Below are 23,144 nucleotides of genomic sequence, written 5' to 3'. Positions count from 1 at the left end.
CACTAGTGCTCTTCATTTCCTCATATCACCCGCTTTCGGCGGAATCAGGTGCACTAGTGCTCCTCATTTCAGCATATCACCCGCTTTCTGCGGAATCAGGTGCACTAGTGCTCTTCATTTCCTCATATCACCCGCTTTCTGCGGAATCAGGTGCACTAGTGCTCTTCGGTTCCTCATTCTGCCCACTTTCACCTTCACCAAAGGGATTTATCCTTCTCATTCCCTCATTCTGCCCACTTTCACCCTCACCAAAGGGATTTATCCCTCTCATTTACTCATCCTGCCCACCTCCACCCTCACCAAAGGGATTTATCCCTCTCATTTACTCATTTACTCCTCTACTCCTCTCGCCCCCATACCCGCCCTTATACAGCACGGCGGTTCCACAACGAAACAGGACCAGCCCAAGGCCGGTCCTGTGTTCATTGTCGCCGGAAGCTTCGACTAGACAGCTTCATAAATAGCATCATCCCAAAGCTCCGGCACATTAGTCATACCTGCTGTGCAAACCGCAGGTTCCTACTTCCCGCCTTCCGCAGCCTGCGACAGCTTGCTCACGATCTGGTCGATCGGGTTCGAGAACAGCGCGTACAGAATGGCGGCGTTCTCCTTTTTGCTCAGTGCGGCTGTGGACTTGTAGTCCACGGCGCCCTTGGCATCCGGCTTGAAGTCTGGTCCGTACAGGCCCAGGGCAACGGCCATCTTCACGGCCGGAACGGCCCATTTATCTGTAGTACCGGATAGCTTCACGTTCTGGAACACTTTATCCGGGTATTGCTTATTGTATACTCTCCATATCATGACCGCAGCCTCCTGGCGGGAGATCACCCGGTCCGGCTGGAATTCTCCGCTTGCTGTTCCTTCAATCATTCCCAGCTCAACTGCCTGCTGAATGAAAGCGGCATCGGGATGGCCCTGCAGATCCGGGAAGGCCAGCTTCTCAGTCGAACTTCCCTTGAGTCCGCTGCTCTCCATCATCAGCCGCACATACTGGGCGCGCGTAATGCCCGCCTCAGGCTGGAAGCTCAGCGTGGCATCATTCGTCAGATACCCCAGCGATTGGAGCATCTGAACCGGAGCTGCATAAGGATGGCTTGCGGGAACATCGGCATAACCGACGCCATCCGGCCCCTTTTGCCCGTAGCTGAACGGATTGAGGTAAGGCTCCTTCATATAAGCGCTTTGTCCGTCTGCCTCCAGAGCAAAGCCCGTTAACTTACCGGTCAGCTCATCCGTGAACAGATTATCATCTACCTGGATCAGCTTGCGGGAACCCAGAAAAGTATCGTTAATCATTAGCGCACCATTCTGCACAGAGACTGTAGACACCAGACTCTTCATACGGAGATCCGCATAGTAGCCAGTGAATGCCTTCAGCGCTTCAGCACTCTTCGGCTTGTAGGCATCCAGCTTCACCGGAGAGGCATATTGCGGGAAGAATGTCTGGATAAAGGCCGGATAGAACTGCTCCCGCAGTGCACTCTGCTGATTATAGGCAATGAACACCCCGGTGTTCTGCTCGGGGATTAGAACCATATACGTGCTGAACCCGACTAAATCACCAGCCTTGGTAATGATCTTGGAGCTGCTGCCGGCTCCCGGAAGCTGTATAGGCGCTTCAAAGCCGTAGGTGGTATTCGGCAGCAAAGGATGAATCTCGGAGCGGTATTCCTCCATAGATTGTACTGTGTCTTCCTTAAGAATACGGGTATTGTCAACCGCACCCCCGTTCAGAAAAGCCGTCATGAACCTCCCAACATCATCGCCAGTAGACAGCATGCCGCCTTGAGGCATCACGGTTGGCGTCACATTGTACAGATCGACCTCTTTGCCAGTAGCATCATAAGCAGTAGCAAGATTGTCCTTCAGCTTACCTTCCAGCAGGAAGCCGCTTGAATCCATCTTCAGCGGGGCGAATACATGCTGCTGCATATAATCCTCATACGGCATGCCGCTGGCCTTCTCTACCACCAGACCGAGCAGCATCGAAGCGAAGTTGTCATACATGTAAGAGGTGCCCGGCTTGCGCACCACCGGCGGCATATGCTTCACCACATAATCCTCAATCGACACCTTGGTGGTGAAATCCTGATTGAAATCCTCCGGCAGCGGGTCCTGGATACGGAAGCCGGTTGTGTGAGTCAACAGATCCGCAACCGTTACCGGAACGCCGAAGGGATTGTCGAAGGCCAGCTTGCCGGTATAGGTTTGAAAATCCGCCTTCAAATCGAGCTTCCCCTGCTCCACGAGCTGCATGGCAGCAGTGGCGGTGAAGGTTTTGGAGACGGAGGCCAGGCGAAAGACGGTCTTGTCTGGGTCTACCTTGCTTGCGGCAGCCTTGTCTGCATATCCGAAGCCTTCCTTCACTACGGTCTTGCCGTCCTTAACAACTACCACAACAGCACCGGCAAGCTGTGCCTGCACCTCCTTCGAGCTGAAGAACGGCTTAAGGAAGGCATCCACATTCTCAGTAGTCAGCGGCTTGCCCGTTACAGCCGCTGCAGCCGGAGCGGCCGAAGAAGCAGGGGGAACAGCGGCGGCATGGACAGCCGGAGCCGTCAGTGTCAGCACCAGGGTAGCCGCAAGTACGGTTCTTGTCCAAAAGGCAGAGCGGCGGCGCAATAATGACAAATTCATTCAATTCACTCCATTTCCATAGAATATAGGCATAGAAGTAATACGCCTTATCCTGGGAATTGGTTCAACTAATTCCGCAATACCTCTTCCATCTTCTTCAGCTTTCTGTAAATCACCGACCGGTCCACACTCAACCGCTTGGCCGCTTCTGTACCATTTCCGGAGCAGTCTTTAAGCACTTTTTTGATATAATGGCCCTCCGCTATGGCAGTGAAATCCTTCAGGGTAGAGAGCTGCTGCTTATTCTTCTCGATAAAATGGTCCAGGGAGAACCAGTCGTAGGCCGGCTCCTCTTCCTGCGGACTCAGGGCCACATGCTCGGTTACGACCAGTCTCTCGATGTAATTCCTTAATTCTCTCACGTTCCCATGCCAGGGCTCGTTCAGCATCTTGTCGAACTCTTCGGCACTGAGCACATATTTCTTGCCGTACATCTTATTGAAGCTGGCGATGAAGCTGGAGATTAACCCTACCAGGTCCAGCTTGCGGTTGCGCAGCGGCGGAATATAAATCGGAATCACATTGATCCGGTAATACAGATCTTCGCGGAATAGCCCCTTCTTGACCAGACTCCACAGATCCCGGTTGGTGGCTGCGATCACACGGCAATGGACCGGAATATTCATAATTCCGCCTACGCGTCTCACTTCATTATTTTCAAGCACACGCAATAACTTGGCCTGCATCTCCATCGGCAGATCGGCAATCTCATCAAGGAACAGTACGCCGCCGCTCGCAATTTCAATCATACCGGCCTTGACCTCCGTCTGGCCCTCAAGCACGCCCTTCTCGTACCCGAACAATTCGTATTCAAAAAGAGCCGGAGCAATCGCAGCGCAGTTAATCGGAATGAACGGCCCCTTCCACTTCTCGCTCTTCAGATGGATGTACTTGGCGATGACTTCCTTGCCCGTCCCGGATTCGCCGTAGATCAGCACCTTACTGTCATAAGACGCAATCTGGTTGCAGACCTTAATAATCTGCTTCATCGCCAGACTCTCGGCCACGATGCCCTTCTTCTTCTCCGCTGCCATACCGCCTAACTGCTTATGGATCTGCTGGGCGACAGGCACATTGGCTTCATAATAGTTCTGCTCCTGGCTGAATTCGTTGGAGGTGGTAACGACCAGCTGAACCTCCCCGTCCTTGTCCAGAATGGGAATCGCCGACGAGAAGACATGGAAGCCTCTGGAGGTATTGACGGTCCGGGATACCTTCTGCTTGGTCGCAATAGCCTCCATAGTAATGGAATGAGTGTAATAACCCGCCTTGACCAGATCCTGAACGTTCGCCTTAAGCAGCTCCTCCAGATGGATGCCGATGGTTAGTGCGGTGAATTCATTGGAGATTAGGATATTTCCGTTCTGATCGGTAACAAATAACGTAGACGGATATTCTTCCACGAACTCGTCGATTGAGGGTTTATTGGTGTTTTTGTTTTTTTTGGTCACATTCATCAGTCCTAACCCTTGATATGAACGCTTACATTCCGGCTAGACAAAAAGCCAAACAGCATCATTAGATCAATGATACCATTTGGCTGGTGCGGAGCAAACTTTAATCAGGCATGTGCTACAGCTTCGAAGGTTACTTTGCCCATCTTGTCCATGACTTCCTGCGCTTCAGCGAACATAGTGGTGATCATCTCTTCCACGGTAGTAATCTTGTTCACCATCCCGCAGATCTGTCCAGCCATCACGGAGCCGGTATCGGTATCCCCTTCAAATACAGCTCTGCGCAGCGAGCCCAGGCTTAAGCTCTCCAGCTCTTCACGCGATGCCTTCTCATTCTCCATTCTGAGGAATTCGGCAATCATACTGTTCTTAATGCTTCTTACCGGACCGCCCAAGCTGCGGCCAGTTACAGTTGTGCTGGTATCATCGGCGTTGATGACTGCCAGCTTGAAGTTCTCATGTGTCGGGCATTCCACAGTCGCGAGGAACCGGGTTCCAACCTGAACACCTTGAGCTCCGAGTGCAAAAGCAGCGGCAATCCCGCGTCCATCGGCAATTCCGCCGGCCCCGATTACCGGAATCGATACCGCGCTGGCAACTTGCGGCAGCAAGGCCATCGTCGTAGTTTCACCTACATGTCCGCCAGCTTCCGTTCCTTCAGCCACAATCGCATCGACACCGAGCGCTTCCATTTTCTTGGCGATTTTGACGGAAGGGACTACCGGAATTACGATAATGCCATGTTCCTTCAGAATCGGCATATAAGGAGCGGGGGTGCCTGCGCCTGTGGTTACGATCTTCACGCCTTCTTCAATAATAACCTGGATCAGCTCAGGGATATTGTTCATCATCAGCATCAGGTTGACAGCAAACGGCTTATCGGTGCTTGCTTTGGCCTTGCGGATCTCGTCACGGAGACGGTCGGCGGTGAAGCCGCCGGAGCCGATAATTCCCAGCCCGCCCGCATTGGACACAGCGCCTACCAGTGGAGACACGGCAATCTGAGCCATACCGCCCTGGAAAATTGGATATTTAATTCCTAACAGTTGTGTAAACGACATTATAATTACCTCCATATATTAATTAATGTTGTTTATATGAACTTCCGGCCATTTCTTAAGCCGCCTTAGCCACTTCTGGCTCAGCCTTCTGCTTCTCCATCGCTTTGTAGACGAAGGTTAAGGCGAAGCCGACCAGGGAGATGACCAGCGCGATGTAAAAAGCATTCGTGAAGTTGCCGTCATTGGCTGCCGCTACACTACCGGCAATTCTCGGTCCGAAGAACGCGGCTCCCGAGTAGCCGATGAAGGTGACACCGTAGTTCACGCCGTAATATTTCATCCCGAACTTCTCACCGACAATGGACGGGAAGATGCCCATTGTTCCGCCGAAGCATAAGCCGATTCCGGCAATGGCGACAGCAAATCCGGCGACAGAAGACGATAAAGCAATTGTGAGCATCATAGCTGCAATGACCAGATAGATCATGAGCAGGCATTTCACGCGGCCGATTCTATCGGACACTGCGCCCCAGAACACACGGCCCAGGCAGTTGCTCAGCGAGTACAAGCTTACGTAGAGCGCTGCGGCGGCTGCGGTTAAGCCAAACATTTTTTGACCGATTACAGAAGCATTCGCGGTTACCATCATACCAGACAGGGCACCGATCAGGAACAGGCAGGCAATCACATAGAATAACGGCTTCTTGATCATCTCATTCCATGGTACATTCACAGAAGCCTTGGCTGCTCCGGTTACCGGAGGGGTCCAGCCTTCAGGAGCATAGCCGGCCGGGGCGGGTTTGACGAGCAACCCAAGCCCTAGAATAATCACCAGGAAAGCAACACCCAGTGTAATTAAGGCAGACTGTACGCCATTGCTGGTGATCAGCGCATTAGCGATAGGAGCGATAGCAATGGTGCCGCCGCCATATCCGGCGGTAACGATCCCCGCTGCCAGACCTCTTTTATCCGGAAAGAGCTTCACGCTGTTCCCGATGGTCGAGGAATACACGATTCCCTGGCCAATCCCGGTAATAACACCATAAGTGATATACAGCATCCAAGGTGCAGTAGCCAGACCCGAGAGAATGAAACCAATTCCGAACATCGCACCGCCGATGAAGACCGCCTTCTTGGCTCCTCCTTTATCCACCAGCTTACCGCCTAGGATCATTGGAATCGGGGAAATCGCTGCATTAATGGTAAAAGCAATCATAATATCCGGCATGCTCACGCTGAAAACCTTCGTTAATGGAAGTGCGAAAATACTAAAAGCATAAATGGCGCCTACACAGATATTAATGATCGTTGAGGCAATCAAGATCCTCCAGCGGTTCAACTCTACGTTCATGGTATCATCCCTTTTTTAGTTAGTTTATAAGTTCAGCTTAAGGTACTTACATTGACTATACTTCTTGCAAAACCCGGTTCTTATCGGCGATAATCGACTTCAGCATGCCCCAGTTCTCTTGGAACATAGCCGCGTCCATCTCCTTCAGGTCCGGTGAAATTACGGGCTTGAAGTCCATCTGATCCAGAATCTCTGTCTGCAAGTCGATGCCTGGTGCGATTTCGGTTAAGGTCATTTTACCGTTCAGCAGTTCAAAGACGGCGCGTTCCGTAACATACACAACCGGCTGTTGAACCTTGGCGGCATAAGATCCGCTGAAGGTGATCTGCTGTACCTTTGAGATGAATTTCTTGGCTTTGCCCTCTTGAATGATGTGCAGCTTGCCGTTCTCTACCTTAATCTGCAGCCCGCCCGCTGTAAAAGTACCCGCGAACACCAGCTTTTTCGCCGCTTGAGAGATATTGATGAATCCGCCGCAGCCCGCAACCCGTGTGCCGAATTTGCTGACATTCACGTTCCCCGACTCATCCGTCTGGGCCAGACCAAGGACCGACAGGTCAATGCCGCCGCCGTCATAGAAATCGAATTGGGCATCATGATCTACAATCGCCTCTGAGTTGTACGCATGGCCGAAGTCCTTCAGACCTGCGGGAACCCCGCCGATCGAGCCTGCCTCTGTCGTCAGAATCAGCTGGTCGTCCACGCCCTCTTCAGCAGCGATGTTCGCTACATTCACCGGGATGCCGACACCGAGATTCAGAATGGTATTCGGCTGAAGCTCTACGGCTGTGCGGCGGGAGATGATTTTGCGTTCATCCAGCGGCAGGATTTCAATCGAATCTACCGGTACTTTGACATGGCCCGAGAACGCCGGATTATACTGCGTATTCTCGGTCTGGTAATGATTCTCCGGGGTGGACACGACGAGGTAATCTACCAGAATGCCCGGAACCTTCACATCCTTGGGATTCAAGGTTCCATTCTTGGCCACGGTCTCTACCTGAGCGATCACGATACCGCCAGAGTTGCGGACGGCCTGGGCGATCGGCAGAACCTCCATGTGCAGGCCTTCTTTTTCAAGGGTGAGGTTACCATTCTCGTCAGCTACGGTTCCACGGATCAGGGCGATCTGAATCGGGAAGGTCTTGTAGAACAGCCACTCTTCGCCTTCTAGTTCAATCACCTTCACAATGTCTTCCTTCGTAGAAGGTGACATCTTGCCGCCCTCAACACGGGGATCGACGAAGGTCTCCATGCCTACCTTGGTAATCACACCTGGACGCTTGGCAGCAATCTCGCGGTAGAGCTGGGTAATGACCCCTTGCGGCAGGTTGTAGGCTTCGCATTTATCCTCTTCAATCAGCTTGGCCAATCCCGGGGAAGCGATGGCGATACCACCAATCCAGCGTTTGATGAGGCCTTCATGCCCCAGGTGGCTCATGCCCTTATCGCGGCGGTTGCCGACGGCGCTGGCATGCATCACGGTCAGATTCTTCGGTTGTCCGGTCTGCACGAAGCGCTCTTCAATGGCGATCCCCATCTCTTCTGCCCAGCAGGATAATCCGAATCCGCTCGCTGCTACTGTGTCCCCGTCCTTGATGAGTTCCGCTGCTTTGGCGGCTGAAATTACTTTTGTCATTTCATCTGCTCCTCTTTATGTGAATTATTTCACTACACTTGTCAAAAAAAATGATGGCCCTTCTGTGTGTCTCATTCTTGCTGATTTGCGAGACTGAATTTCTTTGTGAAAGTTTTCTCAAGGCCATCGTAATACAGAATATATGACCGGTCAATAGCTCCAAAATGCCTTGAATTCAAGGCATTTTTCTGTTGTTTTTTTGCGACTGGCTTGGCGGATTGGGCAGATTGTTGGGCAGCTGTTCTCTTAAAATTCAAGCCTATTAAGGGTCGAACTCAAAGCTTCGTCGTCGCTGCGGTGAACATTTGGACTTCCGGCCGCTGCCCGCCACCAGATTTCTTGATTTGTACCGCTAATAGCGGTTGAAATCCGGTGACAGCTGATGCTGTAGATAGCTAGCTTTCCTACGGAAAGCTTTCAGGCGGTCGCTTCCGCTCTTACAGTTCCAAATTTCCCCTCCGCTTCTTTTTGCTTTTCGTTAATATCTTTAGTGCTTCTTATACATACCGGAATACTGCTCCCAATCTGGGTTATATTTTCTTCATTCCGGCAGGACCCGCCAGTCGCAAAATAACCACACTGTTTTCTCCAGCCAGGTTGGATGGATATTAAATCCAGCGGTCCAAGGCATATCCTGTCCGGCGGATCAGTCAAAGGGTCAGAGATAAGACTTCAAGACATTTTAGCGCGGCCAAAAAAAATAAATTATTTTTCTTACGGGGGGTGCATTGCAGATTTGCAACAGCCGATCAGGGCAAAACCGGTCAAGTAGAAACGGCTTCGCTGTCCTTTTAAAGGACGGTACCGTTTCAGCGAGAAATATAAGGATAAGTTATCGTCTGAAACATATAAGTTCTTATATTTTCAAAAATGAGCGGAAGGGTTGGACACTATCCCTTGTATATGTTATATTCTGGACAATTTTAGCTAGAGGAGGAACGCTGTCATGACGCATTCTGTCAAACAGGCGATTGTTCAGGGAGCAACGTCGCTTGGGATTGAGTTCGGGTCCACGCGAATCAAGGCTGTGCTGATCGATCACCATTTTGAAACGATCGCCTCCGGCACCTATGAATGGGAGAATCAATTCACTAAGGGTTACTGGACTTACGATCTCAGGGAAGTAGTTCAAGGTCTGCAAGCAGCCTACGAGCAATTACAGCAAGCGGTTCAGCAGACCTATGGCGTCACTCTGCAAACCGTCGGCTCCATAGGCTGCTCGGCCATGATGCAGGGGTATATTGCGCTGGACCAAGCGGGAGAGCTGCTCGTTCCATTCCGTACCTGGCGCAATGCTACAACAAGCACTGCTGCTGCGGAGCTAAGCGGGACATTCCAGTTCAAAATTCCAGAGCGCTGGAGTATCGCCCACTTGTATCAGGCTATTTTGAACGGTGAAGAGCATGTGGCCAGAATAGATTATCTTACGACGCTATCGGGTTACGTTCACTTGCTGCTAACCGGCTGCAGGGCTCTAGGGATCGGGGATGCCTCCGGGATGTTCCCCATCGATGAAGCAACGAAGCAGTACAATGAAGTTATGGTGAAGCAGTTCACGACTCTAATTGCCGGGAGAGGCTATCCTTGGAAGCTGCAAGATATCCTGCCTACAGTGTATACAGCCGGTATGAATGCAGGAAATCTCAGTGAAGCAGGTGCCCGGCTGATCGACCCGTCAGGCCGTTTGCAGGCTGGTATTCCGCTATGCCCGCCGGAGGGCGATGCCGGAACAGGTATGGTGGCTACAGGTAGTGTCAGGAAACGCACCGGCAATATTTCCGTAGGGACGTCGGTCTTTGCTATGTTTGTGCTGGAGCAGAACCTAAGTGCGGTCCACCCTGAGATTGATATCGTGAATACACCGGAAGGCAGCCCGGTTGCTATGGTGCTTGCCAATAACTGCTCCAGCGATCTGAATGCCTGGGTCGGCTTGTTCCGTGAATTCTATGAGGCCATGGGGCTGAAGGCCGACATGGACCAGTTATTCAGCGTCCTGCTGAACCAGGCACTGGAAGCAGATGCGGATGGCGGCGGCTTGCTGAGCTACGGTTACTATTCAGGCGAGAACATCACCGGACTTGCTGAGGGACGTCCGCTATTCGTCCGTTCGCCGCAGAGCCGCTTCACTCTGGCTAACTTCATGAGAGTGCATCTGTATAGCGCCTTCGCTGCGTTAAGGCTCGGAATGGAGATTCTGACCGGGCAGGAACGGGTAACTATTGACCGTATTTCAGCGCATGGCGGATTGTTCCGCACCCCGCAGGTTGGCCAGCGGATCTGTGCTGCAGCACTCAATGTTCCGGTCTCAGTCCTGTCTACGGCTGGTGAAGGCGGCGCATGGGGAATAGCTATTCTGGCCTCATATATGATGCGTAAGGAGCCGAACGAGAGCCTGGCGGATTACTTGACCTCTAAGGTGTTCTGTAACATGGAAGGACAGGAGGTAGCGCCTAACCCTACTGATGTGGAGGGCTTTGCCCTTTATATGGAGCGTTACACCGGGGGTCTGCCCATCGAACAGGCGGCGGTAGATCATTTACTGGAGAACCGGAAGAAAGGAGACTTCTTCATATGAAAATAAAAAAGAACAAGCTCATAGGAGCGCTAGCCTCCCTGTTACTGGTAGCCTCCGCCCCTTCGGCCTATGCTGAAGCGCTGGATGCCAAGACACTGCTGAAGCAAAAGTTCCCGGGGGAAACGGTACGGTTGCTGAAGACCGCAGACCTGAATAACGATCAGAAGAAGGAGAGCTTCCTGCTCACAGAGTCGGGCAATCTGTATCTGGTGAACTCCAAGGGTGTAGTTGTATTAATTGATAAGCAGATTATGGAGTTCGGAGAGGATGAAGCGGATATGCAAATCTTCGCTGTCTCTCCAACGGAGAAGCAACTGGCGGTTACCGTGGATTATCTGCCCTCGAATACCCAAGTCTCGGTCTACCGCCTGAACTATGGCACTCTGACCAAGAAGCTTCAGTTCATGGGGGATCAGGGAGCCGAGATCGATAAGAAGGGGCGCCTGCACCAATACTGGAAGGACTTCAAGGACGAGGGCGGCGGCTGGGATCTGGCAGAGGGGATCTTCACCTGGGATGCCAAGGCAGGTAAGTACAGAGCTACTGGCAATTACGTCTTGCAGTAGTATAAAAAGCAGCCATCCTCCCGGTAGCGGTGGATGGCTGCTTTTGCCTCACAAATACACAAACGGCTCCCTCGCATCCACGAATGTAACCGGAAGCCCGTCGACCAGAGGCCTCAGCCACTCGGCCATATACTTCATGCCCCATTCCTCGGAGCGCTCGTGACCGATCACGATCATCGCCTTGTTCATACCCAGCATCGCAGCATCATTGATGTAAGCACATAAGGTCCACTCGGTAATGTCGCCGCAGACCATCACATCCAGGTTCTTCTCCTGCATCAGCTCCATCGGCATCTGCTCCCGGCCCAGTCCTAGGCTGCCGCCGCCGACAAGAATGCCGATACGGGAGCAGGGCGCTTCCGGGTTGCCGACAATCTGAATCACCTTCATACCCAGCCGCTGCTTCAGGAAGCCGGCCAGCTCGCCCACGGTAGTCTCCTCGATCAGATATCCCCAGGCGTCCTTGTCGTCCAGCTTCTTATCCGCCCAATCCAGCTCCTTCAGCAGTCCGTCATAGATCCGGTCCGTATCCGCCAGATGCATATGGTCATGGAAGCGCCAGATCGTAATGCCGTGCTCCTCGATCAGCTTTTTTTTCGCCAGATATACCGGGTCCATCTGCAGCCAGTCCAGCGTATCGTTGCCGGTATAGTAGGTCGGCTCATGAGTGATAATCAGGTTGGCGCGAGCAGCAATAGCTTCCTTGATGACCTCCACCGTCGCCATGAACGTTGTGACAATCCCCGTGACCTCCATCTCTTCACTGCCGCTCGCCAGCACATCGCAGGTCTGCTCCAGCCTCCGTCCCCCGCAGCAATCGAGCAGAATCCGGTCAATCACCTCTTGCACTTTCATACGCTCATCTCCTTTCATATTTAGCCTTTGACAGCTCCGATAACCACGCCGCGGGTCAGGTACTTCTGCATGAACGGCAGGACGAACAGCACCGGCACAATACCCAGCACCGCCATCGCCATCCGCACCGCTGTACTTGGCAGCGATACTGTGTCGGCTCCGAGCACACTCCCGGCCTGGCCGGAATTGAGGAACTGGATGTTGCTCATAAGCTGCATCAGCAGATTCTGAATACCGTACAATTGCGGCTTAGATACAAAATATAACGCATTGATCCAGTCATTCCAATAGGCCAGGCCCATGAACATCCCGACCGTTGCCATGACCGGCATGGACAGCGGAAGCATGATGCGGAAGAAGGTCCGCAGCTCCGAGGCACCGTCGATCTGGGCGGCTTCGATAATTTCCAGCGGCACATTATTCTTGAAGTAGTTACGGACCAGCAGGACGTTGAACCCGTTCGCCAGCAGATTGGGCAGGATCAGCGCCCACAGTGTGTTTTTGATATGGAAATACTGGGTCCACATGATGTACGAAGGCACAATCCCCCCGCTGAACAGCATGGTGAAAAACACGACAAAGGCCAGCGTATTATGATATTTGAAATCAGACCGCGACATCGGATAAGCCAGCATGCTTGTTATAAGCAGTCCAATCGCGGTTCCAAGGATCGTCACCAGAAAGGAAACCCCGTATGCTCTGATGAAAATATACGCCGAGGACTTAATATACCGGTACGCCTCCAGGCTGGTATGCTCCGGGAAGAAGCTATAACCGTTGCGGATCAGGGCCGTCTCCTCAGTGAACGAAGCAATTACAATCAGCAGGAAGGGCAAAAAAGCAAAAACCGTCAGCAGGATCATCACGACCGCAGAAAATACCGTAAACGCCCGTTCTCCTCTTGTTTGGATCATCTGAATTTCCTCCTAGAACAATGCGTTTTCTGGATTGACCTTCTTGACGATGGCATTGACCGTAAGCACAAGCGCAAAGCCGACCAGTGACTGATACAGACCGGCGGCGGCCGACATTCCGATATCATTGAGCTGCATCAAGGCGCGGTAGACATACGTATCAATCGTCTGGGTAGTGCTGTACAGCGCACCGGAGTTCATGGGCACCTGATAGAACAAGCCGAAGTCGGAGTTGAAAATCCGGCCCATCGACATCAGCACCAGCACAATAATGGTCGGCTTCAGCAGCGGCAGGGTAATCATGCGGATCTGCTTCAGTTTCCCGGCACCGTCGATTTTGGCCGACTCATAGATGCTCTTGTCAATTCCGGCAATCGAGGCAAAATAAACAATCGATCCGTAGCCTGCCGTCTTCCAGATCTGAATCAGGACCAGCAGGTACGGCCAGTACTTCGCCTCCGAATACCAGTTGATCTCCGGTAGGCCGAGCGGCCGCAGAATCGAATGGTTCACGAATCCGCTGTCGGCATTCAGAAAGGCGAAGACGAGCAGCGAAAGCACGATCATCGAGATCAGATTCGGCAGAATCAGCCCGGTCATGAACAGCTTCGAATACAGCTTATTCAGCAGCTCCGACATCAGAATGGCAATGATAATGGAGACTACGGTTCCAAGCGCGATGAACGCCAGGTTGTACAGCAGCGTATTGCGGGTCATAATCCAGGCGTCACTGGTCTGGAAGAGAAAGGTGAAGTTCTTGAAGCCGATCCAGTCGCTGCCGAAGATGCCTTTGGCATAATTGACATCCTTGAAGGCGATGAACACCCCGAACATAGGGAAATAGCTGTTAATGAGAAAATACAGCAGGCCTGGACCCGCGAGTATGAGGAGCGGCAATGTTTTTTTGAGCGGCTTGGATGGGGACTTGCGTCTGGCAGTCATGCCGGTTCACCTCCATGGCAGGGGGCAGAGCCTCAGTTACCGCTCCGCCCACAGCATATTCATATAATAATTATTGCTTTTGCGCGGCAAGCCACGCATCCAGTTGCTGCTGCTTGCTGTCAATAATAGCCTCTGCACCGGCATCCTTCAGCGCACTGATGAATTTCGGGATGATGGTCTCCGGGTCCACCGATCCGCTGACGAGTGCCGGCAGGAACTGGCTGACCACGTTATTCACAGCGCTAATCTGCGTCTTCACTTGACCCTGATCGAAAATGAAGCCGAAATACGGCGATCTTGCGGTATCCTTATTCTCCTTCAGCTTCAGCTCGACATCCGACCAGTCAATTCCCTCCAGCTGATACTGGAGCGATTCGGAGCCTACGATCCCTGAGCTGAGCATGGCTGTATAAGGCACCGTATTGGCGTCCATGCCTTCCGGGAATTTCACATGATGCTCATCTACCTTGAGGTAATCCTCCCCTTCGATTCCGAAGAGAATAGTGTTAATCAGCTCTTTGTCGGTGTAGAGCAGGTTCAGGAACTTCACAGCGGCCTCCGTCTCTTTCGAGGTGCTGGAGACCATCCAGGTTACCGAGTTCACGGCGCTTGTATCGAAGTAAAATGGGGCGATGCGCTTGGTCTCAATATTTTTGCCGACCTGCGCACTCAGCTGCTTGCCAACCTCCATGCCGCTGTAGCCGCCCAGGAAAGAGAAACCGCGCCCGGAGGACACCATCTCCATGGCTGTGATCGTCGTAGTTGCGGTATCCTTCTGCAGATACCCGGCGTCGAACCAGTCTCTCATCATCTGAATCCCGTTCTTAAAGACATCCGATTCGTAGAAGTTAACGACCTTGCCGTTGTCACCGATCACGACGCCGACTCCGGTGGTATCAGTCAGGTAATCCACTTTGCTTGCACCCTTCATCCAGTTCACAAGTCCCGTATCCGTCGGATTCACGTTGATCGGGCCAAATGGAACCACATCCGGCAGCTTCTGCTTCACCGCACCGAACACGGCAGGCAGATCCTCTACCGATTGGATGGAGTCTGCTGCTACGCCCGCCTCTGCGAGCATATCCGCGTTATAGATGATATTGGTCGGCAGCGCCATCCCTTTATTCACAGGAATGCCGTAGATATGTCCGTCCATCGTGGTGGTTTTGAGAATATCCGGCCCGAAATCCTTGTCCAGAATGGCTGTCAGCTCTTTACCGTGTTCAGGAAGCAGCTCTTCGAGCGGGGCCACCTGGCTCTTGGATACATAGTTGGAGAATTGTCCGAGGGTGGTGAAGACATCCATCTTCTCCCCGCTCTGGAGCGCAAGATTGACCTTCTGGGCGTAATCTGCCGGGCCGAAGAGACGGAAGTCCACCTTCACCCCGATCTTCGCGGTAGTAATTGCATTGATGGCCTCGGTCACCTTGCTGAGATCATCGGGAATCCGGTTAAAGGAAGGCAGTGCGAATACAATCTCAGCCACCTTGGCCTTAGCTTCCGTATCCCCGGAATTCTTGGACGATGTATTGGAATTTCCGCCGCAGGCGGAGAGCAGCGAACCGCAGATTACCATGGACAGCAGCAGTGAACCTAACCCCTTGTTCTTCATTATCATCATGCCTCCTGTTCTGTATTTACACTCTCATTGTACCGGCCCTGGAGGGGGGCGGGCTTTCAATAATACGGGCTGTTTTTATAAAAAACCGCACTGGGCGGGTGGTGAGGATTCTCGGCTCTGTATTGCTAATTAGTTCTCTGGGGGACGGCGGCAGAACGCCCGGCCTTGGCAAACAAACAAGTGGAAAAACGTATTCTAATTTCTCCATTTCTTCTAAAGTTACCTCAACAAGTGGAAAAATAGCATCTAATATTAGCATTTTCTCTGCTTTGCCGGAATTATGTCTAATTAAGTGTTGTTTATCCAACTATTCCTCCGTCAGCGTTCATACGTTCGGCAACAGGTGTATAAAATCCAACTAAATTCTGCGCAGGAGCAACCTTCTCCTAGTTCCCTTAACATAGTTTCCAGCACCTCCAGTCAGTCAACCAGCAGGATGCTGCGCACCTTAGGCACGATACCTGCCTGCTCAGCAAGAAGCCCCGCCTCCGGTAGGAGATACGGAGCTTCCTAATGGTATCATTGTCATAACTATAGGGCGGATTTATGCTTGGAGCGATAGGCTGCCGGGGTTTCGCCTGTCCATTTTTTGAATACCGTGGAGAAATAAGAGAGGGTATCGAAGCCGGTATCCATCGCAATCTCTCCGATGCTCGCTGTGCTCTCCACCAGCCTCTGCTTCGCCGCTCTGATCCGGCAGTCGTTCAGGTACTCCTTCACAGTCTGGCCGGTCCCGTTCTTGAACACCTTGGCCAAATAATCCGCGGTCAGATATACGCTGGCTGCAACATCCTCCCGGCTCAGATCCTGGGTGTAGTGCTCTTGAATGAACCTTTTGGCCCGCTCGACCACTCCTTCAGACTGCAGCACCTCCTTGATGGAATCCACCGTCTTGTCCGTCAGCGCTTGCGCCCATTTCATGAAGTCGAACACACTGCTCTCTGCATCCTGTGTCAATTGCTGGCTGAGCTCGCCCTCGAAGAGCCGGTGCGCCTGAATGTGGTGCCGCGCAAGCAGCGAATAGACCACCTGAAGCAGGTCCTCGCGGATCGAATGGAGCGTGGCCGCATCCAGCTTGTTCAGACTCGTCAGCAGCTCCAGTTCTTTCTTGAGCCGGTTCACAATCTGCGCCTTCTCCTTCTGGACGAACAGCAAGGTGAACAGCTCCGTATCCAGGGAGAACCGCTCGGTCAGATCCACATGGAAGGGCTTATTCGGCAAATGCAGCTTGCCCCGGAAAATAATATTCGACTCGTCCGCCTGCTCCAGCTCCGTCTTCAGCTGCGCCAGGCGGGAGATCGCCGCAGGCTCACTGAAGTAACAGGTAGCCGTACATTTCAGATACAGCCTGGACAGCCGGATGATCTCTCCGGCACCCGCCTCCAGCTCCTTCATATCCGCCGGACTCTCGGCAATGATCGTATTGTAGAATACTTTATCGACCTGATAAGCAATTATACGTCCGCTGCCCACCCGGCTGCTAAGAATTTCAGAGACCAGATTCGAGAGGGCGTAATGAAAGATGCTCTCATCCCATTCCCGTTCAATCTGGGAGCGGGGAACGCTTACCAGCAGAAGCCTATACTCCGCATGCACCTGAACTGCCAGCTCCCGCTTCTGCACCTCACTCTGGATCAGCTGGGGCCGGGGAGAGATCGTCGCCGTCAGCACATCACTCCAGAAGCTGCGTTCTATCAGATCCTGGTTCTTCAGCCACGCATGGCCCAGCTTGCTGTATTCGCCTAGCATGACTTTGTTCTTCAACGTATCCATAGACTTACGCAGCGCTGCCTCCAGCTCCTGCTTGTCCAGCGGCTTGACCAGATACGAGTCGGCGTCATACGAGATCGCCTTGGAGGCGAAGGTGAAGCTCTCATGACAGGTCAGGAAGATGAATCCGCCTTCATAATGACGGTCTCTGGCCCACTTGATCATATCAATGCCCGACCCGCGCGGCATTTCAATATCGCAAATCATCAGATCCGGCTCACCGTTCTCGAATAGTTGCTTCGCATCCTGTATATTATGGGCGGTGAGCACTTCCGTAATTCCGAATTCCTCCCAATTCACGATGCTGCGCAGCGCTTCAACTGTAGGAATATCATCGTCAATCAGCATACAACGCATATTATCCTCCCTCTAAGCCGGGCTGGCTCCATTCCGTTGGCTTCACAGGAATCCACAGCTCAACCCTCGCACCTGTAGACCCGATATTCGACAGCTTTAGCAGATCCTCCCGTTTGTAGAGCAGTCTGAGGGTCTTGCGGATATTGGCAATGCCCACTCTGCCTCCATCCTCCCCTGCCTCTTCGCGCTCCGGCTGATCCAGCCATTCAGAAGCGAAGCCTGCCCCGTTATCTTCTATTACAATGCTGACAAATGAACTATCGTCCCGCTGCTCCATCCGCACTCTGATGAAAATAGACAGCAGCTCCTGAACGAACATAGCATGCTTGAACGTATTCTCCACAAAGGTCTGAATCATGAACTGCGGAACCGGCACCTGCCGCGCTTCCTCCTGGATCTCGATCATGAAAAAAATCTGTTCAGGATAACGGATCTCCTGCATCCGGATATAATTCTCAGTATGCCGGATCTCCTCCTCCATCGTCACTTCCATCAGCCCCCCTCTGAACATATACCGGAGATGCTCGGAGAGGCAGTGGATCAGCCGGCGAATCTCCTCGTTTTTATTCTGATAGCTTAAGCTGGTGATCGTTGAGATCGCATTCAGGAAAAAATGGGGCCGGATCTGCATCTGCAGATACTTGATCTCGGCGCGGCTGATCTCGATCTGTTCTTCATAGGACTGAATCTTCAGATCCTTGATCTCACTGACCATGGACTCCAGCGCATGGAACAGCTTCAAGAATTCCAGAGAGTAGGGGGTATTCTGCGGAATCTGGTATTCCAGCTGCCCCTGTTCAACCGCCTTCGCCGCCTTCACCAGCTCCAGAATCGGCCTCAGTACATCCCTCGTCAGGAATCTCAGCACCAGCGGTACCACAATGACCGAGAGAACTGCCAGCAGGGCGATCCCCCACTGAATCAGCTTCAGACCCGAGAACAGACTGCCCTTGGCAACCATTTGGGTCATCTGCCCGAACTCGCCGATCGGTTCAGATACAATCAGGTAATCCCGCTTATATTGCCTGGTTAAGCTCTCAAGCGTCGTCTCTCCCTCCTGCAGAGAGATATTACTCGCTGCCAGTATAGTTCCCTTCGAATCACTGAGCACATACCGGTTCTGATCATTGCCTCCCCTGTCGACCATGGCCAGCAGCGTGTCCGCTTTCACCAGCGTTCCGAAGCTGACCTCTGAATAAGTAATATATTTGAACAAGTACGACTCGCCGCGGATCTGGAAGACCTTCCATTCCCCGCTATGTTCTGCCGGAGCCGTACTGAATTTATGCATATTAATAAAATCCACCAGAGCCAGCTTATCCTCCGATTGAATCCGGCGGTTGAACTGCTCCAGCACCAGCTCATCCGAGAGCCTGATGAACATGCCGTCGCTCGAATTATCGCCTGCTATTTTTGCTTGCAGGCTATTCTTGAGCTGCTGGACCCTGAAATACCGGCTGTTCTCATCCATCCCCGCCGAATTCACGGCGGCATCCACGTTATGGTCGAATACCTCTATGAGGTCCTTGGAGAAATTGTTGAAATTATTATGAATATTGGCCTGATAGAGGGCCAGTGTATTACGCGAGCTAGTCAGAGCATTGCTCCGCACAACCTCCAGGGAGTAGATATTACTCAGAACAAGGATGGACAGCAGGATCGCAAGAATCACTGTCATCTGCAACGAAAATTTGAACACGATACTGTTGGTTCGGATCACCCCCGCCTCTTCCTTTCCCCGGAATTCAGCACGCCCCTGAGCCGTTACCTTCTTAGGCCAGACCCAGGGGCGTATAAGTATGCAATTTGCGGTTATATAAGCTGAAAAAATGAACTTAAAGCTCTGTCGTCCTACGGTGAATATTTGGACTTCCGGCCGCTGTTGTCCCCAGATTTCTTGATTTTAACCGCTAATCGCGGTAGAAATCCGGTGACAGCTGATGCTTCCGAAGCGAGCTTTCCTACGGAAAGCTTTCAGGCGGACGCTAACGCTCCTACAGTTCCAAAATTCCCCTCCGCTTCTTTTTGCTTTTCGTTATTTTCTTAAGCGCTTCTTAGAAAATCAATTAACCGCCCAGTCCAGCGCAGCTTCGATATGCTTATCCCAGTACACCCAGTTATGGTCGCCCGGGCCCTCTTCATAGTAATGGGCAGCCTGCTCGCTGTCTAGGAACTGATGGAACCGGCGGTTCACATCCAGCAGCATATCCTCGGTTCCGCAAGCCATGTACAGCTCCGGCAGGGCAAGTCCCTGCGCCTTCACATCACGCACCAGCTGCTCGGGGTCCTTGTCGCTGCCGAGCAGCTTACTCAGATCGCCGAAGACGCTGGCATAGTAGGAATAACTGGCAATTCCGTCTTTATAGTCTGGGGCAATATTGGCTACTCTATACGGAATTAAGGCCGAGGATAAGGCGATGATCCGGCCGAAGCGCTCCGCGTATTTCAGGCCGTTGCGGATCGCACCGTACCCGCCCATCGACAAGCCGCCGATCCAGGTATCCTCTCTGGCTGCTGATAGCGGGAACAGCTTGCGGGTGAAGTCTACCAGCTCCCTGCCGATATACTCACCGTAATATTCTTCCCTAAGCTCATCATTGACATAGAAGCGGTTCTCCCCGGCCGGCATGAATACTGCCACCTGATGCCTGTCTGCCAGCTCCCTGATCCTGGAGAAGTTCAGCCAGTCGTTCTGGCTGCCGGAGAAGCCGTGCAGCAGATAGAGCGATCTCAAGGGCTGACCGGACCAGGCCGGCAGTCCCCAGCCCTCCGGCAGATCCACCGGCAATATGGCCTGGATCGTGACCTCCCGCTTCAGACTTGCCGAGAACAGGCTGATTTGCATTGTAGCCATCATCATTCCCCCTTAACGAATTAGAATCAGACCCAGTATACCGCTTCTTGTCCCTGCTGATCTATATATTCGATAACAGTCTTAAAATTCTGCAGGTTAATATGCAGCCGGCAATATGCTGTTCCATGTTCCCACATCAGCCTGATTTCATCCGCCTCTGCCTCAAGTACCCGGAAGGTTCCATTGAAGGCGCTATATTCATTGCGGAAACGGATCAGCTTCATCAGCCGCTGCACGACCTCCCGCTCACTCTCCGCTTCAATCTCCTCCAGCGTGTAGTTATGGCGGTTAATCTCCCGGCCTTCCCCCGTCAGGGCGACCTGCTCCAGATCATTGCGTCCAGCCAGCAAGCCTACATAATAGACCTGCGGAATACCCGGTGCGAAGAATTGAATCGCTCTGGCTGCCAGGTACGCATCGTCATCTTCATTCAGTGCACTGTAATAGGTGCAGCGGATCTGATGGACATCGAAGCCATCCGGCGCTTTATGCTCCTCGGACAGAATCAGACTCAGATTCGCCCCGCGCTCCACGCAGAGATCCACCAGCTCCCGCGCTTCCTTCGTATCGATTAGATCATCCAGATCCGGCTTCACCGGAACACCGTCATGACAGTCCAGCATCGTGAACTGCTGATGCGGGCGGGTCCGCAGATAGTCGTACAGCGCCGTATTGGATCTGCCGGTAAGCGCCTCAAGCACGCGGTAAGGCAGAATGAAATCATAGATCCAGCAGCCGTATTCTGATAGCTTAGTCTGGATACTGTGATGTGCATGCACCTCCGGCAGCAGCTCTATGTCCAGCGAATCGGCCATCTCCTTGATCCAATCCAGGAATTCATAAATCTCCGGCTCCACATAGAAACAACTGGTGCCCAGCTTCTTGATCACGTACCCGACCGCATCCAGCCTGACGATCTTGACATTCTGCTCTTTGAAGTTCAGGAAGAACTGCCGCAGCAGGTCGCGGGTAAGCGGAGAATGGATATCCAGATCAATCTGCTCGGAAGGATCAGTTTTGCCAAAAGTGGTCCAGACCTTCTCTTCCTCCCCTCCAGAGGTTGTGAAGGTAGAATACGGCAGCGGCCGCCGCAGAAACATCTTCCCGATATCCGCACGCACAGGCTCGCCATTCTCCCAGATTTTGTCCAGGGTAATGAACAGATCCGCATATTCAGAAGCCCGGCCATGCTCCAGGAAGTCCTGGAAATACGGCGATTGCCTGGAGATATGATTGACCATCAGATCCACCAGCACATCGAATTCTTTCCCAAGGCTGCGGATGTCCTCCCAAGTGCCGAATTCCGGCTTGATCTCCAGATAAGTCAGCGGCGCAAAGCCGCGGTCCCCTGAAGAGGGGAAGGGCGGAAGGATGTGAATCCCCCCGGCAAACAGCCCGGCGAAGGGACCGCGCAGCACCTGATGCAGCTGCTTCAGGTCTCCGCCCAGTGAATCGGGATAGGTAATTAACTGTACTTGATTCTTCAGTGTCATCTCAGAGCCTCCTACAGGTTGAATTGTTGCTTAATGACCTCAAGCGCAGGCAGATCGACTACCGCACCGGTGAATTTCAGTTTGTACGCGCTGACGGCAAATCCAAGCTCCAGCGCCTCTATGAGCGTATACCCTTTGATAATAGCTGTATAGAATCCGGACCAGAAGGCGTCGCCTGCTCCCGTCGTATCTTCAATCTGCGTAGCCTTGGTGGCAAACGACACCGTTTCGCTGCCGGTGGAGACGAGTGCCCCGTCCTTGCCCAGCGTCAGAATGACCAGCTTCGCGCCAAGCGCAAGGAATCTGGCAATCTGCTCCTCCGGCGTGCCGGGTCCGAACAGACGCTCCGCGTCATCCTCGGAAGGCTTGATGATATCGACCTTCGGGATGATGCTTTTGACATAGGCTACCCCGTCCTCCCCCTTCTGCCAAATCGAGGGATGATAGTTGGGGTCGAAGCCGATCAGCACCTTATGCTTCCTTGCTGTCTCGATCACCCGCTCTACCGCCCTACGGGATGGGTTCCTGGAGATCGGCCAGCACGAGAAGTGGACAATGCTGGAATGAATCAAGGCTTGCTTCAGCGCCTCATTGTATTCCAGCTGGTAATCTGCCGCACGGTAAAAGATCGGAACCGGCGTAGCCTGACTCTTCGTAATCACCACCATACTGGTAGAATCATCGACTTGCTGGATGCCGCTTGTCGCCATTCCGGCGCTCTGCAGCCGGTTCATCAAGTAGTTGCCGAGGCTATCCCTGCCCACCGCCGAAGCCACATGCGACCGGATGCCCAGCTTCCCTGCATTAATGGCAATATTCGAAGGCGATCCGCCAAAATACCGCGTATATCCATCACATACCGTGTCCTCGCCATACTCATTGGAGATCATATCCACGAGCAGCTCGCCCACTGTTAGCACATCGTTCGTCTTATTTTCAAACCGTATTGTCTCTCCGAGTCTAAACACCCGCACTCCCCCTTGGCACTCCAATATCCTTGCGTCCTATTCATTCTATGGTTTCTGTGTACGCAATACTTTCAAAAACCCGTCCTCTTTTTACAATTTAAGAGTTCAAGGCTCTTGCTAACGCATGGATATAGCCTTCTCTGGCTC

Annotated in this window: 17 protein-coding genes; 2 read left to right on the top strand and 15 right to left on the bottom strand. The window is 52.6% G+C overall.

Annotated elements, in window-relative coordinates; all coding sequences use genetic code 11:
• Positions 1-519 precede the first annotated feature (519 nt).
• The 5 genes from C162_RS26460 to C162_RS26440 form a co-directional block, all read right to left on the bottom strand.
• A complete protein-coding gene (locus tag C162_RS26460) occupies positions 520-2,637 on the bottom strand; it encodes a serine hydrolase (RefSeq protein ID WP_036699452.1) in 2,118 nt (705 codons plus the stop codon).
• A 68-nt stretch (positions 2,638-2,705) separates the two neighbouring features.
• Positions 2,706-4,094 (bottom strand): sigma-54 interaction domain-containing protein, encoded by a 1,389-nt coding sequence (locus C162_RS26455; protein ID WP_051493948.1) that lies wholly within the window; start codon positions 4,092-4,094, stop codon positions 2,706-2,708.
• Positions 4,095-4,198: 104 nt separating this feature from the next.
• On the bottom strand, positions 4,199-5,152 hold the full coding sequence (locus C162_RS26450; RefSeq protein ID WP_036699450.1) for a DUF561 domain-containing protein: 954 nt from the start codon (positions 5,150-5,152) through the stop codon (positions 4,199-4,201).
• A gap of 55 nt (positions 5,153-5,207) precedes the next feature.
• Positions 5,208-6,443: an L-lactate MFS transporter gene (locus tag C162_RS26445; protein WP_036699448.1), complete on the bottom strand. Its 1,236-nt coding sequence runs from the start codon at positions 6,441-6,443 to the stop codon at positions 5,208-5,210.
• Between the two features lie 55 nt (positions 6,444-6,498).
• Positions 6,499-8,082, bottom strand: coding sequence for an acyl CoA:acetate/3-ketoacid CoA transferase (locus tag C162_RS26440; protein ID WP_036699446.1), 1,584 nt, complete (start codon positions 8,080-8,082; stop codon positions 6,499-6,501).
• A gap of 946 nt (positions 8,083-9,028) precedes the next feature.
• On the opposite strand from C162_RS26440, the gene C162_RS26435 reads away from it, so the two are divergent.
• Both C162_RS26435 and C162_RS26430 read left to right on the top strand, forming a co-directional pair.
• Positions 9,029-10,657 carry a xylulokinase gene (locus tag C162_RS26435; RefSeq protein ID WP_036699445.1) on the top strand — a complete coding sequence of 543 codons (1,629 nt, stop codon included), beginning with the start codon at positions 9,029-9,031 and terminating at the stop codon, positions 10,655-10,657.
• A complete protein-coding gene (locus tag C162_RS26430) occupies positions 10,654-11,223 on the top strand; it encodes a hypothetical protein (protein WP_036699443.1) in 570 nt (189 codons plus the stop codon). The genes C162_RS26435 and C162_RS26430 overlap by 4 nt, the downstream gene beginning before the upstream one ends.
• A 48-nt stretch (positions 11,224-11,271) precedes the next feature.
• Here the strand turns inward: C162_RS26430 and C162_RS26425 are convergent, their stop codons facing one another.
• The 10 genes from C162_RS26425 to C162_RS26385 all read right to left on the bottom strand — a co-directional run bounded on the left by C162_RS26425 (position 11,272) and on the right by C162_RS26385 (position 22,997).
• The gene (locus tag C162_RS26425; protein ID WP_036699442.1) at positions 11,272-12,078 is read right to left on the bottom strand and encodes a Nif3-like dinuclear metal center hexameric protein; all 807 of its coding nucleotides are present in this window, start codon (positions 12,076-12,078) and stop codon (positions 11,272-11,274) included.
• A 20-nt stretch (positions 12,079-12,098) separates the two neighbouring features.
• Complete coding sequence (locus tag C162_RS26420; RefSeq protein WP_036699441.1) at positions 12,099-12,992, bottom strand: carbohydrate ABC transporter permease; 894 nt, start codon at positions 12,990-12,992, stop codon at positions 12,099-12,101.
• A gap of 12 nt (positions 12,993-13,004) precedes the next feature.
• On the bottom strand, positions 13,005-13,934 hold the full coding sequence (locus C162_RS26415) for an ABC transporter permease (protein WP_036699440.1): 930 nt from the start codon (positions 13,932-13,934) through the stop codon (positions 13,005-13,007).
• A gap of 70 nt (positions 13,935-14,004) precedes the next feature.
• Complete coding sequence (locus C162_RS26410) at positions 14,005-15,546, bottom strand: ABC transporter substrate-binding protein (protein WP_235218536.1); 1,542 nt, start codon at positions 15,544-15,546, stop codon at positions 14,005-14,007.
• Between the two features lie 25 nt (positions 15,547-15,571).
• Complete coding sequence (locus tag C162_RS36190) at positions 15,572-15,862, bottom strand: hypothetical protein (protein WP_143804197.1); 291 nt, start codon at positions 15,860-15,862, stop codon at positions 15,572-15,574.
• A 224-nt stretch (positions 15,863-16,086) separates the two neighbouring features.
• Complete coding sequence (locus C162_RS26405; protein ID WP_036699438.1) at positions 16,087-17,682, bottom strand: helix-turn-helix domain-containing protein; 1,596 nt, start codon at positions 17,680-17,682, stop codon at positions 16,087-16,089.
• 1 nt (position 17,683) lies between these two features.
• Positions 17,684-19,402 carry a sensor histidine kinase gene (locus C162_RS26400; RefSeq protein ID WP_036699437.1) on the bottom strand — a complete coding sequence of 573 codons (1,719 nt, stop codon included), beginning with the start codon at positions 19,400-19,402 and terminating at the stop codon, positions 17,684-17,686.
• A gap of 342 nt (positions 19,403-19,744) precedes the next feature.
• Positions 19,745-20,536, bottom strand: a complete 792-nt coding sequence (locus C162_RS26395; RefSeq protein ID WP_036699435.1) for an alpha/beta hydrolase — start codon at positions 20,534-20,536, stop codon at positions 19,745-19,747.
• Positions 20,537-20,562: 26 nt separating this feature from the next.
• Positions 20,563-22,029, bottom strand: coding sequence for a sucrose phosphorylase (gtfA, locus tag C162_RS26390; RefSeq protein WP_036699434.1), 1,467 nt, complete (start codon positions 22,027-22,029; stop codon positions 20,563-20,565).
• 11 nt (positions 22,030-22,040) lie between these two features.
• Complete coding sequence (locus C162_RS26385; protein ID WP_036699433.1) at positions 22,041-22,997, bottom strand: carbohydrate kinase family protein; 957 nt, start codon at positions 22,995-22,997, stop codon at positions 22,041-22,043.
• Positions 22,998-23,144: the final 147 nt, after the last annotated feature.

Source organism: Paenibacillus sp. FSL R7-269 (assembly GCF_000517865.1).
In the GTDB taxonomy this organism is placed as follows: Bacteria; Bacillota; Bacilli; order Paenibacillales; family Paenibacillaceae; genus Paenibacillus_AQ.
This window is presented reverse-complemented; position numbering and strand designations above follow the sequence as displayed.